General features: G+C 64.4%; 12 protein-coding genes. 9 read left to right on the top strand and 3 right to left on the bottom strand.

Annotated elements, in window-relative coordinates:
* The first annotated feature begins 131 nt into the window (after positions 1-131).
* The 7 genes from xseA (at position 132) to zapE (ending at position 9,287) form a co-directional block, all read left to right on the top strand.
* Positions 132-1,421 carry an exodeoxyribonuclease VII large subunit gene (xseA, locus tag ACREB4_RS06475; RefSeq protein ID WP_431587386.1) on the top strand — a complete coding sequence of 430 codons (1,290 nt, stop codon included), beginning with the start codon at positions 132-134 and terminating at the stop codon, positions 1,419-1,421.
* Between the two features lie 58 nt (positions 1,422-1,479).
* Positions 1,480-2,061 (top strand): superoxide dismutase [Fe], encoded by a 582-nt coding sequence (gene sodB, locus ACREB4_RS06470; protein WP_431587385.1) that lies wholly within the window; start codon positions 1,480-1,482, stop codon positions 2,059-2,061.
* Between the two features lie 65 nt (positions 2,062-2,126).
* Positions 2,127-2,354, top strand: coding sequence for a hypothetical protein (locus ACREB4_RS06465; RefSeq protein ID WP_431587384.1), 228 nt, complete (start codon positions 2,127-2,129; stop codon positions 2,352-2,354).
* Between the two features lie 10 nt (positions 2,355-2,364).
* On the top strand, positions 2,365-5,223 hold the full coding sequence (locus ACREB4_RS06460) for a 2-oxoglutarate dehydrogenase E1 component (protein WP_431587383.1): 2,859 nt from the start codon (positions 2,365-2,367) through the stop codon (positions 5,221-5,223).
* 101 nt (positions 5,224-5,324) lie between these two features.
* Positions 5,325-6,614, top strand: coding sequence for a 2-oxoglutarate dehydrogenase complex dihydrolipoyllysine-residue succinyltransferase (odhB, locus tag ACREB4_RS06455; RefSeq protein WP_431587382.1), 1,290 nt, complete (start codon positions 5,325-5,327; stop codon positions 6,612-6,614).
* Between the two features lie 72 nt (positions 6,615-6,686).
* Positions 6,687-8,114 carry a dihydrolipoyl dehydrogenase gene (lpdA, locus tag ACREB4_RS06450; RefSeq protein WP_431587381.1) on the top strand — a complete coding sequence of 476 codons (1,428 nt, stop codon included), beginning with the start codon at positions 6,687-6,689 and terminating at the stop codon, positions 8,112-8,114.
* Between the two features lie 51 nt (positions 8,115-8,165).
* A complete protein-coding gene (gene zapE / locus ACREB4_RS06445; RefSeq protein WP_431587380.1) occupies positions 8,166-9,287 on the top strand; it encodes a cell division protein ZapE in 1,122 nt (373 codons plus the stop codon).
* Positions 9,288-9,292: 5 nt separating this feature from the next.
* Here the strand turns inward: zapE and ACREB4_RS06440 are convergent, their stop codons facing one another.
* Complete coding sequence (locus tag ACREB4_RS06440) at positions 9,293-10,060, bottom strand: PP2C family protein-serine/threonine phosphatase (RefSeq protein WP_431587379.1); 768 nt, start codon at positions 10,058-10,060, stop codon at positions 9,293-9,295.
* A 99-nt stretch (positions 10,061-10,159) separates the two neighbouring features.
* Between ACREB4_RS06440 and ACREB4_RS06435 the strand changes: the two genes are divergently transcribed.
* Entirely contained in the window at positions 10,160-10,363 is a 204-nt protein-coding gene (locus ACREB4_RS06435) for a DUF465 domain-containing protein (protein ID WP_431587378.1), read from the top strand.
* Here the strand turns inward: ACREB4_RS06435 and ACREB4_RS06430 are convergent.
* On the bottom strand, positions 10,360-12,960 hold the full coding sequence (locus ACREB4_RS06430) for a [protein-PII] uridylyltransferase (RefSeq protein ID WP_431587377.1): 2,601 nt from the start codon (positions 12,958-12,960) through the stop codon (positions 10,360-10,362). The genes ACREB4_RS06435 and ACREB4_RS06430 overlap by 4 nt on opposite strands.
* Positions 12,961-12,977: 17 nt before the next feature.
* Positions 12,978-13,787, bottom strand: coding sequence for a methionyl aminopeptidase (gene map / locus ACREB4_RS06425; RefSeq protein WP_431587376.1), 810 nt, complete (start codon positions 13,785-13,787; stop codon positions 12,978-12,980).
* Between the two features lie 175 nt (positions 13,788-13,962).
* On the opposite strand from map, the gene purL reads away from it, so the two are divergent.
* Positions 13,963-16,379: phosphoribosylformylglycinamidine synthase (gene purL, locus ACREB4_RS06420; RefSeq protein WP_431587497.1), on the top strand; the 2,417-nt coding region annotated here is incomplete at its 3' end.

The raw sequence follows: 16,379 nt of genomic DNA, 5'->3' as shown, positions 1-16,379 counted from the left end.
AGGCTCTGTGACAGTGTTTTAGGTCCTCAGGGCCATGTTCGGCGCGGTTGTGGACTTCCCGAGGCCCTTGTCTGCTGGGGATGCGGCCCCCACCCGGCGTTTGAATTTGCGCTGCGTCCTCGGGGTAATCCATGACGGCGCGCGTCTGGGGCGTGGCCGCGCTGATCAACGCCATCAGCGACACCTTGGCGGCGCGCTTTGCCCAGTGCGTGGTTCGGGGTGAGATCAGTGGCTTCACGCGGGCCGCCAGTGGCCATGGCTATTTCACCCTCAAGGACGAACATGGCGGGGCCAGCCTGCGCTGCGCCATCTTCCGCCGGGCCTTGTCCCAGGTCGATTTCACCCCTGGCGAAGGGACGCTGGTCGAGGTGCGCGGCAACTTGTCGGTGTACGAAGCCCGCGGCGAATTGCAGATGGTGGTCGAAGGCATGCAGCGGGCCGGTGCTGGCGCCCTGTACGAGCAATTCCTGCGCTTGAAGGCCAAGCTCGAAGCCGAGGGCTTGTTCGACCCCTCGCGCAAGCGTCCCATTGGCGATTTTCCCCGCCGGGTGGCGGTGGTCACCTCGCTGGCAGCCGCGGCTTTGCGGGACGTGCTCACCGCCTTGCAGCGCCGCGCGCCTCACGTCGAAGTCGTGGTGGCACCTTGCGCAGTGCAAGGCGTCGAAGCACCGCCCCAGATCGTGTCGGCCTTGGCCCAAGTGGTGCTGGCCCACCACACCGGCACATGTTTCGACACCGTCATCGTGTGCCGCGGCGGCGGCTCGCTCGAAGACCTGTGGGCTTTTAACGACGAGCGCGTGGTGCGGGCCATCGCGCAATGCCCCATCCCGGTCATCAGCGGTGTGGGCCACGAGACCGATGTCACGCTGGCCGACTTCGCCGCCGACCTGCGTGCCCCCACGCCCACTGCCGCCGCCGAACTGGCGGCCCGTGCGCAAGTGCAGGCCCTGGGCGACCTGGACACGGTCGGCCGAGTGATGGGTCAGCGCATTGGCCAAAGGCTCGATGGCCTGGCGCAGCGCCTTGACCAGGCCGCGATGCGCTTGTCTCGCCCAGCGCAGGCCTTGGGCCGGGAGCGCCATGACCTGGCCTTGCTGGCGCAGCGCATGCAGAGCGCTGGCCACCGCCGATTGGGCCTGGCGGCCCAGGCTTGGCCTGCCTGGCAATCAAGGTTGACCCGCGCAGTGGCTCAGCGGCAAACCCAGGCGCATCACCGCGTCGACGCCTTGCAGAACCGCCTGCACGCGCTCGACCCGCAACGCGTGCTTGAACGCGGCTATGCCTGGCTCAGCGATGCCAATGGTCATGCCATCACCAAGGCTTCGCAGGCCGCGATAGGATCGGCGCTCGACGTCGTCCTGGCCGATGGCCGCCTGCAAGTCGAGGTGTCCAGTCGATCGATCGACACGGCCGCCGACTGAGTTTGCCTACAATCAAAGTTGTTCACGTTTCAACTCGACTCGAAGAGGATCAAGCACCATGGCTCACACGCTTCCCCCCCTGCCTTACGCGCAAGACGCACTGGCTCCCCACCTGTCGAAGGAAACCTTCGAGTACCACTACGGCAAGCACCACCAGGCTTACGTCACCAACCTGAACAACCTGATCCCGGGCACCGAGTTCGAGAACCTCTCGCTCGAGGACACGGTCAAGAAGTCCAGCGGCGGCATCTACAACAACTCGGCCCAGATCTGGAACCACACCTTCTTCTGGAGCTGCATGAAGCCCAATGGTGGCGGTGAACCCACCGGTGCCTTGGCCGATGCCATCAACGCCAAGTTCGGCAGCTATGCCGCGTTCAAGGAAGCTTTCACCAAGTCCGCCGTGGGCAACTTCGGTTCCGGCTGGACCTGGCTGGTCAAGAAGCCCGATGGCACCGTGGACATCGTCAACACGGGCGCCGCCGGCACGCCGCTGACCACCGCCGACAAGGCCCTGCTGACCATCGACGTGTGGGAACATGCCTACTACATCGACTACCGCAACGCGCGTCCCAAGTTCGTCGAGACCTTCCTGAACTCCCTGGTCAACTGGGATTTCGCGGCCCAGAACTTTGCTTGAATCGCTGAAGCGATGGCGTGTCATCAAGCCGGGCAATGCCCGGCTTTTTTGTTGACCGAGTTTTGATGAAAAGACTTCAATACCCTTTTGCCATATTTGGTATTGAAATGCTTTTGTGCCAAATACCGCTTCGCGGCTTGAGCGGTGGTACAGTCGTCTTCGGTTTTTATCAGGCCCTTCCCGTCGCCTTTCTGGATCTCAGAAGTCAGCAAGGCGGGTCGCAATCCGCCAACCGGTCAAGCCGTGTCGCGGAAGGTTTTCAACCAGCCATAACCCAGCAAACCTGGGAGTGAGGTCAGCGAAATGATGCAGCAGTTCAGGTCGAACTCGTACCTGTTCGGGGGAAACGCCCCGTACGTCGAAGAGTTGTACGAGGCCTATCTCGACAACCCGGGCTCCGTGCCCGACAACTGGCGGTCGTACTTCGACGCCTTGTCCAACGTCCCAGCCACGGACGGCTCCGATCACCGAGATGTGGCCCACGCGCCCGTCGTCGAATCGTTTGCCCAGCGCGCCAAGGCCAACGCCTTCATGGTCAAGACCAGCAGTGCTGATCTGGCCGTCGCCCGCAAGCAAGTCCATGTGCAATCGTTGATTGCTGCCTATCGTTTCCTCGGCTCCCGTTGGGCCGACCTCGATCCCCTGAAGCGCCAGGAGCGCCCCAAGCTGCCCGAACTGGAGCCCGCGTTCTACGACCTGACCGAGTCCGACATGGACATCACGTTCAGCGCCACGAACACCTACTTCACCAAGGCCGAGCAGATGTCCTTGCGTGACATCCTGCAGGCCCTGCGCGAAACGTATTGCGGCTCCATCGGTGCAGAGTTCATGCACATCACCGAGCCGACCGAAAAACGCTGGTGGCAGGAGAAGCTGGAAAGCATCCGATCCAAGCCCTCGTTCAGCGTCGAGAAGAAGAAGAACATCCTGGAGCGCCTCACCGCCTCTGAAGGTCTTGAGCGTTTCCTGCACACCAAGTACGTTGGTCAAAAGCGTTTCTCGCTTGAAGGCGGCGAAAGCTTCATCGCCTGCATGGACGAACTGATCCAGCGCGGCGGCGAAAAGGGCGTGCAAGAGATCATCATCGGCATGGCCCACCGCGGCCGCCTGAACGTGCTGGTCAACACCCTGGGCAAGCAGCCCGCCGAGTTGTTCTCGGAGTTCGACCACACCGCCCCTGAAAACCTGCCCTCCGGCGACGTGAAGTACCACCAGGGTTTCTCGAGCGACGTGAGCACCGATGGTGGTCCGGTCCACTTGTCCCTGTCCTTCAACCCTTCGCACCTGGAGATCGTCAACCCGGTGATCGAAGGGTCGGTGAAGGCTCGCCAGGATCGCCGTGGCGACACCTCCGGTGACCAGGTCCTGCCCGTGCAGGTGCACGGCGATGCCGCCTTCGCAGGCCAGGGCGTCGTGATGGAAACCTTGGCATTGGCCCAGACCCGTGGTTACTACACAGGCGGCACGGTGCACGTGGTCATCAACAACCAGATCGGTTTCACGACCTCCGACCCGCGCGACAGCCGCTCCACGCTGTACTGCACTGACGTGGTGAAGATGATCGAAGCGCCGGTGCTGCACGTCAATGGCGACGATGCCGAAGCCGTGGTGCTCTGCACGCAGTTGGCCCTGGACTACCGCCAGGAGTTCAACAAGGACGTGGTCGTGGACATCGTCTGCTTCCGCAAGCTGGGCCACAACGAGCAAGACACGCCGTCGATGACCCAGCCGCTGATGTACAAGAAGATCGGCCAGCATCCTGGCACGCGCAAGGTCTACGGCGACAAGCTGGTGGCCCAGGGCACGATCGCGGCCGAGGTGCCAGACCAGATGGTCAAGGATTACCGCGCCGCCATGGAAGCCGGCAAGCACACGGTCGACCCGGTGCTGACCAATTTCAAGAGCAAGTACGCCGTCGACTGGACGCCTTACCTGAACAAGAAGTGGACCGACGCCGCCGACACCGCGCTGCCGCTGGCCGAGTTCCGCCGCCTGGCCGAACGCATCACCACCGTGCCCGCCAACTTCAAGCCGCACCCGCTGGTGCAAAAGGTCATCGACGACCGCGCGGCCATGGGCCGGGGCGAGATCAACGTCGACTGGGGCATGGGGGAGCACATGGCCTTCGCCTCGCTGGTGGCCTCGGGCTACCCGGTGCGGCTGTCGGGCGAAGACTGCGGACGTGGCACGTTCACCCACCGCCACTCGGTGCTGCACGACCAGAACCGCGAAAAGTGGGACACCGGCACCTACATCCCGCTGCAACATGTGGCCGACAACCAGGCTCCGTACGTCGTCATCGACTCCATCCTGTCGGAAGAGGCGGTGCTGGGCTTCGAATACGGTTACGCCAGCGCCGACCCCAACACCCTGGTGATCTGGGAAGCGCAGTTCGGCGACTTCGCCAATGGTGCGCAAGTGGTGATCGACCAGTTCATCGCCTCCGGCGAAGTGAAGTGGGGCCGCGCCAATGGCCTGACCCTGATGCTGCCGCACGGCTACGAAGGCCAGGGCCCCGAGCACAGCTCGGCCCGCCTGGAGCGCTTCATGCAGCTGGCCGCCGACAACAACATGCAGATCTGCCAGCCGACCTCGGCCAGCCAGATCTTCCACCTGTTGCGCCGTCAGATGGTCCGCATGTTCCGCAAGCCCTTGGTCATCATGACGCCCAAGTCGCTGCTGCGCATGAAGGACGCGACCTCGCCGCTGACCGAGTTCACGCGCGGTGAATTCCGCACCGTGATCCCGGACACCGACGCGACGATCGAGAACGCCAACGTCAAGCGCCTGATCGCCTGCTCCGGCAAGGTTTATTACGACCTGGTCAAGAAACGCGCCGAGAAGAAGAGCACCGACACGGTGATCATCCGGGTCGAGCAGCTCTATCCCTTCCCGCACAAAGCTTTCGCGGCCGAGTTGAAGAAGTACCCGAACCTGACCGACCTGGTCTGGTGCCAGGACGAGCCGCAAAACCAGGGCTCGTGGTTCTTCGTGCAGCACTACATCCACGAGAACATGACGGAAGGCCAGCGACTGGGTTATGCCGGTCGGCCGGCGTCCGCCTCGCCCGCCGTGGGGTACGCGCACCTGCACCAGGAGCAGCTCAAGGCGCTGCTCGATCAAGCCTTCGCCAAGCTCAAGGGCTTCGTCCTCACCAAATAAGTCTTTGCGGGCCCTGTGCACCGCAACAGCTGGGCACGTCGAACCACCGCGTTCGATGTGCCAGGTGAGCGAAGGCAGCCCCCGCGTCTGGAGAAAAATTCATGGCACTCGTTGAAGTCAAAGTCCCCCAACTGTCGGAATCCGTGGCCGAAGCCACTTTGCTGAACTGGAAGAAGAAGCCCGGCGAAGCCGTCGCGGTCGATGAAATCCTGATCGAGATCGAGACCGACAAGGTCGTGCTCGAGGTGCCGGCGCCGGCCGCTGGCGTGATGGTCCAACTGGTCCGCAACGATGGCGACACGGTCGCCAGCGAAGAGGTGATCGCGCGCATCGACACCGAAGGCTCGGAAGCCGTCAGCCCCTTGCCGGTCAAGGCGCTGCCGCCCGAAGTGGCCGCACCGGCCCCGGCTGCGGAGGCACCTGCCACCGGTGGCGCCAAGGGTGATGTGGCCATGCCGGCCGCCGCCAAGCTGTTGGCCGACAACAACCTGAGCACCTCGCAAGTGCAGGGCACCGGCAAGGACGGCCGCGTGACCAAGGGCGATGTGCTGCAAGCCGTCGCCGGCGGTGCCGCCGCCGCGCCTGCACCGGCTGCTGCCACGCCTGCCGCTGCGACGAAGGCCATCCCCACCGGCGTGCCCAGCACCTCGCTGCCCGCCGTGCAGGTGCCTGGTCTGCCCAACCTGTCCGATCGCCCCGAACAGCGCGTGCCCATGAGCCGCCTGCGCGCCCGCGTCGCCGAGCGCCTGCTGCAATCGCAAGCCACCAACGCCATCCTGACCACGTTCAATGAAGTGAACATGGCGCCCGTGATGGAGATGCGCAAGAAGTTCCAGGAGAAGTTCGAGAAGGAACACGGCGTCAAGCTGGGCTTCATGAGCTTCTTCGTCAAGGCGGCGGTGCATGCGCTCAAGAAGTACCCCGTCATCAATGCCTCGATCGATGGCAACGACATCGTGTACCACGGCTACTTCGACATCGGCGTGGCCGTGGGTTCGCCCCGTGGCCTGGTGGTGCCGGTGCTGCGCAACGTCGACCAGATGACCTTCGCCGAGATCGAAAAGAAGATCGCCGAGTTCGGCGTGAAGGCGCGTGATGGCAAGCTGGGCCTGGAAGAGTTGACCGGCGGCACCTTCTCCATCTCGAATGGCGGTGTGTTCGGCTCGATGCTGTCGACCCCGATCATCAATCCGCCGCAATCGGCCATCCTGGGTGTCCATGCCACCAAGGACCGCGCGGTGGTCGAGAACGGTCAGATCGTGATCCGTCCGATCAACTACCTGGCCATGTCGTACGACCACCGCATCATCGACGGCCGCGAAGCCGTGCTGGGCCTGGTGGCCATGAAGGAAGCGCTGGAAGACCCGGCTCGCTTGCTGTTCGACATCTGACCCACCCATTGTTTTTGCGGCCGGGCGCGCCTCACAAGGGCGCGCTCCGGACTTGCAAACCCAGGAGATTCCATGTCCCAAGAATTCGACGTCATCGTCATCGGCGGTGGCCCTGGCGGCTACATCGCCGCCATCCGAGCGGCCCAACTCGGCTTCAAGGTCGCTTGCCTTGATGAGTGGAAGAACGCCAAGGGTGGCCCCGCGCCCGGCGGCACCTGCACGAACGTGGGTTGCATCCCGTCCAAGGCGCTGCTGCAATCGTCCGAGCATTACGAGCATGCTGGCAAGCACTTTGCCGAGCATGGCATCAATGTTGAAGGCCTGAGCCTTGATCTGGCCAAGCTGCTGGGCCGCAAGGACACCGTCGTCAAGCAGAACAATGACGGCATCCTCTACCTGTTCAAGAAGAACAAGATCACCTTCTTCCATGGCCGTGGCTCGTTCACCAAAGCGGCCGATGGTGGCTATGAAATCGAGGTGGCCGGCGACAAGCCCGACACCTTGAAGGGCAAGCACATCATCATCGCCACGGGCTCGAACGCCCGCCAGTTGCCGGGTGCGCCGTTCGATGAAACGCAGATCCTGTCGAACGATGGCGCGTTGCGCGTCGGCGAAGTACCTTCGAGGCTGGGCGTGGTCGGCTCGGGCGTGATCGGCCTGGAGATGGGCTCGGTCTGGCGCCGCCTGGGGGCCGAAGTCACCATCCTGGAGGCGCTGCCGGGTTTCCTGAGTGCGGTCGACGAGCAAGTGGCCAAGGAGGCCCAGAAGGCCTTCACCAAGCAAGGTTTGAAGTTCCAGTTCGGCGTGAAGATCACCGAGGTCAAGGCCGGCAAGAAGGGCGTGTCCGTGGCTTACACCGATGCTGCCGGTGCCGCTCAGAAGCTGGACGTGGACAAGCTGATCGTCTCGATCGGCCGGGTGCCCAACACCAACGGCTTGAACGCCGAGGCCGTGGGCCTGAAGCTGGATGAACGCGGTGCCATCGTGGTGGACGACGACTGCAAGACCAACCTGCCCAATGTGTGGGCGATTGGCGATGTGGTGCGTGGCCCGATGCTGGCGCACAAGGCAGAGGAAGAGGGCGTGGCGGTGGCCGAGCGCATCGCGGGCCAGCATGGCCACGTCAACTTCAACACGATTCCCTGGGTGATTTACACCAGCCCGGAGATCGCCTGGGTCGGCAAAACCGAACAGGCGTTGAAAGCGGAGGGCCGGCCCTACAAGGCCGGTTCCTTCCCCTTTGCCGCCAATGGCCGCGCGCGCGCGCTGGGGGACACCACCGGTTTCGTCAAATTCATCGCGGATGAGAAGACCGACGAAATCCTGGGCGTGCACATCATCGGTCCGCAGGCCAGCGAACTGATCTCGGAGGCCGTGGTGGCCATGGAATTCAAGGCCAGCGCCGAAGACATCGCCCGAATCTGCCACGCCCACCCGTCGCTGAGTGAGGCCACCAAGGAGGCCGCCCTGGCCGTCGACAAGCGCACCTTAAACTTCTGATCTCGCGGATCAGCACAGACAGGGGCGGCCGAGGTCGCCCCTCTTCATTTCATGGCAGCGCAGCAGCAATCCAACACCACCGTCACCGACCTGTATTACCGGAGCCTGAAGGAGCGCGGCTACCAGGCCGACGCGGCCCAGCTCAAGGGCATTGCCGCCTTGCAGCGTTGCCAGGACGAGTGGGCGGTGTACAAGTCGCAGCGCTCGAACGCGCTGACGAAGATGCTGCGCTACCCCAATCTGCCCAAGGGCGTGTACCTGTACGGCGGGGTGGGGCGGGGCAAGAGCTTCATCATGGATTGCTTCTTCCAGGCCGTGCCGCTGGAGCGCAAGACGCGCCTGCATTTCCACGAGTTCATGCGCGAGGTGCACCGGCAACTGCTGGAGCTGAAAGGCCAGGCCGACCCGCTGGAGATCCTGGCCAAGCGCATGGGCCGCAGGCACCGCATCGTGTGCTTCGACGAGTTCCACGTGGCCGACGTGACCGATGCGATGATCCTGCACCGGCTGTTGGACGCGATGTTCCGCAACCGCATGAGCATCATCACCACGTCGAACTTCCACCCCGACCAGCTCTACCCCAATGGCCTGCACCGTGACCGCATCCTGCCGGCCATCGAGTTGCTGAAGAGCCAGCTGGAGGTGGTCAACGTGGACAACGGCACCGACTACCGCCAACGCACGCTCGAACTCGCCAACCTGTACCTGACGCCCCTGGGCCCGGAGACCGAGGCGGAAATGACCGGCATCTTCAACCAGCTGGCCGAATCGGCGGATGAAGACCCGTCGCTGAACATCGAGCACCGCGTGTTGAAGGCACGCCGCAAGGCGGGTGGCGTGGTCTGGTTCGATTTCCAGACTCTGTGCGGCGGCCCGCGCTCTCAGAACGATTACCTGGAGCTGGCCACGCGCTTTCACACCATCGTGCTGAGCGAGGTGCCGCTCATGCCGGTGCGGCTGGCTTCCGAAGCGCGGCGCTTCACCTGGTTGGTGGACGTGCTGTACGACCGTCGCGTCAAGCTGGTGATCTCGGCAGCGGTGCCGCCCGAAGCGCTTTACACCGAAGGTCCCTTGGCGCACGAGTTCCCACGCACGGTGTCGCGCCTGAACGAGATGCAGTCCAAGGAATACCTGAGCGAAGAAAAACGCACGGTGGACACCTCGCTGACCTGATTCTGTCAGGCAGTGGATTCGACCCTGACCAGGGCCAACGACAGGTTGTCGCCACCTGAGCGCGCACGGTGCCTTGCCTTGCCTACCAGCATTTCGGCGGCCTCACGCGGGGGCAGGGTGTGGACGATGGCGCCGAGTTCCTTGGGGGTGAAGTAGTGCCAAAGCCCATCGCTGCAGGCCAGCAGTGAATCGCCCACTTCCATCTGGTGCACGTGGTGGATGGTGGTCGGCGGATCCTGCTGCGTGCCCAGGCAACCCGTCAACAGGTTGGACTGCGGGTGCACATTCGCCTCTTCCTCGCTGATCTGGCCTTCGTTGACCAGCCGTTGCACGAAGGAGTGGTCCATCGTGCGGTGCACCAGCTCGGGCCCCCGGAAGTGGTAGACGCGTGAATCGCCCGCGTGCACCATCACGGCCGACAGGTCGGGGTTGACGATGAAAGCGGCCACGGTGCTGTGGGGCTCTTCCTCGAAGGCGATGGCGGTCAGCTTGATCATGAGGTGGGATTCCTCGACCAGCTGTTGCAGGTTCTGGCCGGCTTCGTCCTTGGAGGGCACGTAGCGGTCAAAAACCTGGCGCGAGGTCATGATGACCTGGTCGGCCGCCTTGCGGCCCCCGCTTTTGCCGCCCATGCCGTCGGCCACCACCGCCAGCAGACAGCCGGATGCCCGCGGGTGGGGCAGGATCTCGACCTGGTCTTGCTGGTAAGGCCGATCACCTTTGTGGATGCCTGTGGCGGCCACGAGGCGGTAACTGGACGGTGTGGGAGTCATTGGAAAACTATAATCCCTAAATGATGGGGTCCGAGGGGCGGCGAGTCTTCGGGTCATCCCTTGTTTAGGCGCCTGTCAGCGAGTACTGTTGCGTTCCCGATGCAAGAAAACCTGCATTCCCCTCATCGCCAGTTGATCGAGTTGCGCATGGAGCATGCCGACCTCGACAGCCTCATCGATCGTGCCGCCGAACAGGCCCCTGTGGACGAGTTGACCTTGCGTCGGCTCAAGAAGCGCCGGTTGTTGCTGCGCGACCGCATCGCCCGCCTTGAGCGATTGCTCGATCCCAAAGAGCCGGCCTAGGCGTTGGTGGGGGCGATGGCTTCCAGCAATTCGGTTTCCAGCCGCAACTGAGAGCGGTCCTGACGCAGGCCCGGGCCGGTGACCAGGAAGGTGTCTTCCACCCGTTCGCCCAAGGTGCTGACCTTGGCCAGTTGCACATTGACCTGATTGCGCGCCAGCACGCGCGCGATCACATACAGCAAGCCTGAGCGGTCGCTGGCCGACACGCTGAGCAGCCACCGCTGAGCCCGTTCGTCCGGGCGCAGGCTGACGCGTGGCGGCACGGGGAAGGACTTGACCCGGCGTGACAGGCGGCCCCTGCTGGGCTCGTGCAGCGGCAGGTCGGAGGCGCAGGCCTCGGCCAATTGGTGCTCGACCAGGGCGATCAGGTCGCGGTAGTGCACGCCTTCCTGCGAGGAATTGGGCGCCGACATGATCTGGAAGGTGTCCAGGGCATAACCGCTCAGCGCCGTGTGGATGCGCGCGTCCTGGATGGTGAAGCCGGCGCGGTCGAAGTAGCCGCAGATGCGGGCGAACAGGTCGGCGCGGTCGGGCGAATACACCAGCACCTGCAGGCCTTCACCCGCGGGCGACAGGCGGGCCCGCACGATGGGCGTGGTGGTCTCCACGGACTGCCAGAGGCTGCGGGTGTGCCAGGCGATGTCGGGCGCATCGTGGCGCGCGAAATAGCTCATGTCCAGCGTCTTCCACAAGGCCTTCTCGATCTCGTCGGGCAGGTAAGACAGGGCCAGCGAATGGCGGGCCTGCTGCTTGCGGGCTTCGATCTCGGCGTCCATGTGCGGCCGGGCGCCGCCCAGAGCCCGCAAGGTGAGCTTGTACAGGTCTTCGAGCAGCTTGCCTTTCCAGGCATTCCAGACCTTGGGGCTGGTGCCGCGGATGTCGGCCACGGTCAGCAGGTACAGCGCGGTCAGGGCGCGTTCGCTGCCCATGCGCTTGGCGAAGGCCATGATGACCTCGGGATCGCTCAGGTCTTCCTTCTGGGCCACGCGGGACAGGGTCAGGTGCTCGCCCACCAGGAACTGGATCAGCTTGGTGTCTTCGGGGCTGATGCCGTGCTCCTTGCAGAAGCGGTGCACTTCCTTGACGCCCAGCTCGGAGTGGTCGCCGCCACGGCCCTTGGCCACGTCGTGGAAGAGCGCGGCGATGTAGAGGATCCAGGGCTTGTCCCATTCGGCCGCCAGTTGCGTGCAAAAGGGGTACTCGTGGGCGTGCTCGGGGATGAAGAAGCGGCGCACATTGCGCACCACCATCAGGATGTGCTGGTCGACCGTGTAGACGTGGAACAGGTCGTGCTGCATCTGCCCGACGATGCGGCGGAACACCCACAGGTAGCGGCCCAGCACCGAGGTCTGGTTCAGCAGGCGCATGACGCGGGTCAGGCCGTGCGGCTCCTTCAGGATGGCCATGAAGGTCTGGCGGTTGACTGGGTCGCGGCGGAAGTCGGCGTCCATCAGGTCGCGGCCGTTGTACAGGGCGCGCAAGGTGCGGGCCGACAGGCCCTTCATCGTGTTGTCGTGTTGCAGCACCAGGAAGGTTTCGAGGATGGCGTGGCGGTCGCGCTGGTACAGGTCGTCGCTGACCACTTCCAGAAAACCGCCCCGGTCCAGGAACTTGTCGTTGATGGGGCGCATGGGCGCATCCTGCGAGCCGAGCAGGCGCTCCTCGATGTTCAGCATCAGGATCTGGTTGAGCTGGGTGACCGCCTTGGCCGCCCAGTAATAGCGCCGCATCAGGGCTTCGCTGGCGCGCAAGGCGGGCGTGTTGGTGTAGCCGAAGGTCTCGGCGACGCCGGCCTGCAGGTCGAACACCAGGCGGTCTTCTCGCCGGCCGGCCACCTGGTGCAGGCGGGCGCGGATCAGCTTGAGCAGGCCTTCGTTGCGGTGCAGTTGGCGCGCCTCGAAAGACGTCAGCAGGCCCTTGGTGGCCAGTTCGTGCCAGTTCTTGCCGAGGCCGCCCGCGCGGGCCACCCACAGCACGACCTGCAGGTCGCGCAAGCCCCCGGGGCTCTCCTTGCAATTGGGTTCGAGGGCGTAAGGCGTGTCTTCGTACTTGTGGTGGCGCTGGCGCAGTTCCAGCGTCTTGGCGCGCATGAAGGCGGCGGGGTCGAGGTGCTTGTACGTGGCATCTTTCAGCTCCTCGAACCGGGCTTTGGAGCCGCACAGGAAGCGGGCTTCCAGCAGGGACGTTTGCACCGTCACGTCGCGCTGGGCCTCTTCGCTGCACTCCTCGACGCTGCGCACGCTGGAGCCGATCTCCAGGCCGATGTCCCAGCAAGCGCTGATGAAGCTTTCGACGCTTTGCGACAGGCCTTCATCGCCGGCCACCGACGGTGACACTGGCAGCAGCACCAGCACGTCGATGTCAGAGTGAGGGAACAACTCGCCACGGCCATAGCCGCCCACGGCCACCAGGGTGGCGCCCTTGGGCATGGCGCTGGCTTCCCACAATTGTGTGAGGCTGCGGTCCACAGCCTTGGCCGTGTTGTGCAGCAGCCGCGTGGCCGAGGCCGCGATGGGGCGGGCGTTGGCGAACTGGGTCAGCAGATCGGTCTTGGCCGTGCGAAGTTGCGTGCGTAACGCCGGGATGTCCAGGGCCATGGGTACTGCGGCCCCCGTCAGGCTTGTGCCGTGATGAACGCAGGCGGCGGCGGGCTGCCGGCAGACAGGGTCAGCACCTCGTAGCCGGTCTCGGTGACCAGCACGGTGTGCTCCCATTGGGCCGACAGGGAGTGGTCCTTGGTGACGATGGTCCAGCCGTCGGGCAGGGCCTTGATGTCGCGCTTGCCGGCATTCACCATGGGTTCGATGGTGAAGGTCATGCCGGGTTTCAATTCTTCCAGCGTGCCGGGACGGCCATAGTGCAGCACCTGCGGTTCTTCGTGGAAGCGCTGGCCGATGCCATGGCCGCAGTATTCGCGCACCACCGAGAAGCCCTGGTTCTCGACGAACAACTGGATGGCGTTGCCGATGTCGCCCAGGCGCACGCCCGGCTTGACCTTGGCAATGCCGCGCCACATGGCTTCGTAGGTGAGGTTGCACAGACGCTTGGCCGCGATCGAGCCTTCGCCCACCACGAACATGCGGCTGGTGTCGCCGTGCCAGCCGTCCTTGATGACGGTGATGTCGAGGTTGACGATGTCACCGTTTTTGAGGGCCCGGTCGTTGGGGATGCCGTGGCAGATCGTGTGGTTGACCGAGGTGCAGATGGACTTGGGGTAGGGCGAATGTCCGCCCGGCGCGTAGTTCAGCGGCGCGGGGATGGTGCCCTGCACATTGACCATGTAGTCGTGGGCCAGCTTGTCCAGCGCTTCGGTGGTCACGCCCGGCTTGACGTGGGGGGTGAGGTAGTCCAGCACCTCGGAGGCGAGGCGGCCGGCGAGGCGCATGGCGTCGATTTCGGCGCCTGTTTTGATGGTGATGCTCATGGGGCAGGATTATCCCGGTTTCAGGGGGCTCTCGAAAAGCCAAGGGCATCAGAAAACCGGCCGCAGGGTGCACATAGCCGCTTAAAATGCCGGGTTTCCTCGCACGCCCGCCCAACGACAGCCCCGAAAGCCCCGCAAAGGGCCCCACGCCGTGACCGATCGCACCCACCACCTGATGCATTTCGAGGGCGGCAACGCCCTGGCCCCCCACCAAGTCCAGGCCTTGCTGCCCAAACTGCAGGCCATCAATCCCAAGATCACCGGCGTGCACGCCCGCCATGTGCACTGGGTTTCTGCCGACCACGCACTGGTCGCTGGAGAATCGGACACACTGTCGGGCCTGCTGACTTACGGCGATCCCTACCAAGGCACGACGGACGGTGATCTGATCGTGGTCATGCCCCGCCTGGGAACGGTCTCGCCCTGGGCCTCGAAGGCCACGGACATTGCGCACAACTGCGGGCTGAAGATTCGCCGGGTCGAGCGCGTCACCGAGTACCGCCTGACTTTGAAGGCCGGCTTGCTGGGTGCCATCACCGGGGGCACCAAGCCCCTGACACCGGTCGAGTTGAGCGCCGCCGCGGCGCTGCTGCACGACCGCATGACCGAAAGTGTGGCCCTGTCGCGCGACGAGGCACAACACCTGTTCGACGAAAAGCCCGGCCAGCCCATGGCGCATGTGGACGTGCTGGGCCAAGGCCGTGGCGCGCTGGAATCCGCCAACAAGACCTTCGGCCTGGCCTTGTCGGATGACGAAATCGACTACCTGGTCAACGCCTTCACGGGCCTCAAGCGCAACCCGACCGATGTCGAGCTGATGATGTTCGCGCAGGCCAACAGCGAGCACTGCCGCCACAAGATTTTCAACGCCCAGTTCACCATCGATGGTCAGGCGCAAGACCTGTCGATGTTTGGCATGATCCGCAACACCGAAAAGCTCAATCCACAGCACACGGTGGTGGCCTATTCCGACAATGCCTCGGTGATGGAAGGCCACGAGATCGAACGCTGGATGCCCGCGGGCTACACCAACGCGCCGCAGTACCAGGCCAAGCCTGAATTGGCGCACGTGCTGATGAAGGTCGAGACGCACAACCATCCCACGGCAATTTCGCCTTACCCTGGTGCATCAACGGGCGCGGGTGGCGAGATCCGCGACGAAGGCGCCACGGGCCGCGGCTCGCGTCCGAAGGCGGGCCTGACGGGCTTCTCGGTGTCCAACCTGCACCTGCCAGGCACCAACGAACCCTGGGAGCAGAACCCGGTCGGCAAGCCCGAGCACATCGCCAGTCCGCTGCAGATCATGATCGACGGCCCCCTGGGTGGCGCCGCCTTCAACAACGAGTTCGGCCGGCCCAACCTGGCGGGCTATTTCCGCGTGTACGAGCAGACCGTGGGCGAGGGCGCCGACGCCATCCGCCGTGGTTACCACAAGCCCATCATGATCGCGGGCGGCCTGGGCACGATCGCGTCCACGCAGACGCACAAGGTTCAGTTTCCAGCGGGCACCTTGCTGATCCAGTTGAGCGGGCCGGGCATGCGCATCGGCATGGGCGGCAGCGCGGCCAGTTCGATGGCGGCGGGCACCAATGCTGCTGACCTGGACTTCGACTCGGTGCAGCGTGGCAACCCCGAGATCCAGCGCCGCGCGCAAGAGGTCATCAACCATTGCTGGAACCTGGGGGCGAGCAACCCCATCCTGGCCATCCACGACGTGGGTGCGGGCGGCATCTCCAATGCCTTCCCTGAACTGGTCGATGGCGCGGGCAAAGGCGCGCGTTTTGATTTGAGCAAGGTACCGCTGGAAGAGTCCGGCCTGGCCCCCAAAGAGATTTGGTGCAATGAAAGCCAGGAGCGTTACGTCCTGGCCATCGCGCCTGAAAGCCTGCCCATCTTCAGCGCCATGTGCGAGCGCGAACGCTGCCCCTTCGGCGTGGTGGGCGTGACCACGGACGAGCCCCAGTTGGTGCTGGAAGACACGGCCCTGGCCAACCCCGATGCCGACCGCCCCATCGACATGCCGATGGACGTGCTGCTGGGCAAGCCGCCCAAGATGCACCGCGATGTCAAGAGCGTGAAGCGCGATGGCGGCCTGGTCGAATTGACCGGCCTGTCGCTCGACAAGCTGGCGTTCGACGTGCTGCGCCACCCCACCGTGGCCAGCAAGCGCTTCCTGATCACCATCGGTGACCGCACCGTGGGTGGCCTGAACCACCGCGACCAGATGGTCGGCCCTTGGCAAGTGCCCGTGGCCGATTGCGCCGTCACGCTGGCCGACTTCAAGGGCTTCGCCGGCGAAGCCATGAGCATGGGCGAGCGCACACCGTTGGCCGCCGTCAACGCGCCGGCATCGGGGCGCATGGCCGTGGCCGAGGCCATCACCAACCTGCTGGCCGCGCCCATCGAACTGGGCCGCGTCAAGCTGTCGGCGAACTGGATGGCCGCGTGTGGCGAGGCCGGTGAAGACGCCGCCTTGTACGAAACCGTGCGCGCCGTGGGCATGGAGTTGTGCCCGGCCTTGGGCGTGTCCATCCCCGTGGGCAAGGATTCGCTGTCGATGCGCACGCGTTGGTCTTCGGAACAAGGCGAAAC

It is taken from the genome of Aquabacterium sp. (genome assembly GCF_050725395.1).
Taxonomy (GTDB): domain Bacteria; phylum Pseudomonadota; class Gammaproteobacteria; order Burkholderiales; family Burkholderiaceae_C; genus Aquabacterium.
The sequence above is the reverse complement of the archived record's forward strand: the minus strand, read 5'-3'. Positions and strand labels throughout refer to the sequence as shown.

Coding starts and splice junctions, on each gene's coding strand:
- map (WP_431587376.1), bottom strand. CDS start 13,787: ATGAGCATCACCATCAAAACAGGCGCCGAAATCGACGCCATGCGCCTC.
- ACREB4_RS06465 (WP_431587384.1), top strand. CDS start 2,127: ATGAAAAGACTTCAATACCCTTTTGCCATATTTGGTATTGAAATGCTT.
- ACREB4_RS06460 (WP_431587383.1), top strand. CDS start 2,365: ATGATGCAGCAGTTCAGGTCGAACTCGTACCTGTTCGGGGGAAACGCC.
- ACREB4_RS06440 (WP_431587379.1), bottom strand. CDS start 10,060: ATGACTCCCACACCGTCCAGTTACCGCCTCGTGGCCGCCACAGGCATC.
- sodB (WP_431587385.1), top strand. CDS start 1,480: ATGGCTCACACGCTTCCCCCCCTGCCTTACGCGCAAGACGCACTGGCT.
- ACREB4_RS06430 (WP_431587377.1), bottom strand. CDS start 12,960: ATGGCCCTGGACATCCCGGCGTTACGCACGCAACTTCGCACGGCCAAG.
- lpdA (WP_431587381.1), top strand. CDS start 6,687: ATGTCCCAAGAATTCGACGTCATCGTCATCGGCGGTGGCCCTGGCGGC.
- ACREB4_RS06435 (WP_431587378.1), top strand. CDS start 10,160: ATGCAAGAAAACCTGCATTCCCCTCATCGCCAGTTGATCGAGTTGCGC.
- zapE (WP_431587380.1), top strand. CDS start 8,166: ATGGCAGCGCAGCAGCAATCCAACACCACCGTCACCGACCTGTATTAC.
- odhB (WP_431587382.1), top strand. CDS start 5,325: ATGGCACTCGTTGAAGTCAAAGTCCCCCAACTGTCGGAATCCGTGGCC.
- xseA (WP_431587386.1), top strand. CDS start 132: ATGACGGCGCGCGTCTGGGGCGTGGCCGCGCTGATCAACGCCATCAGC.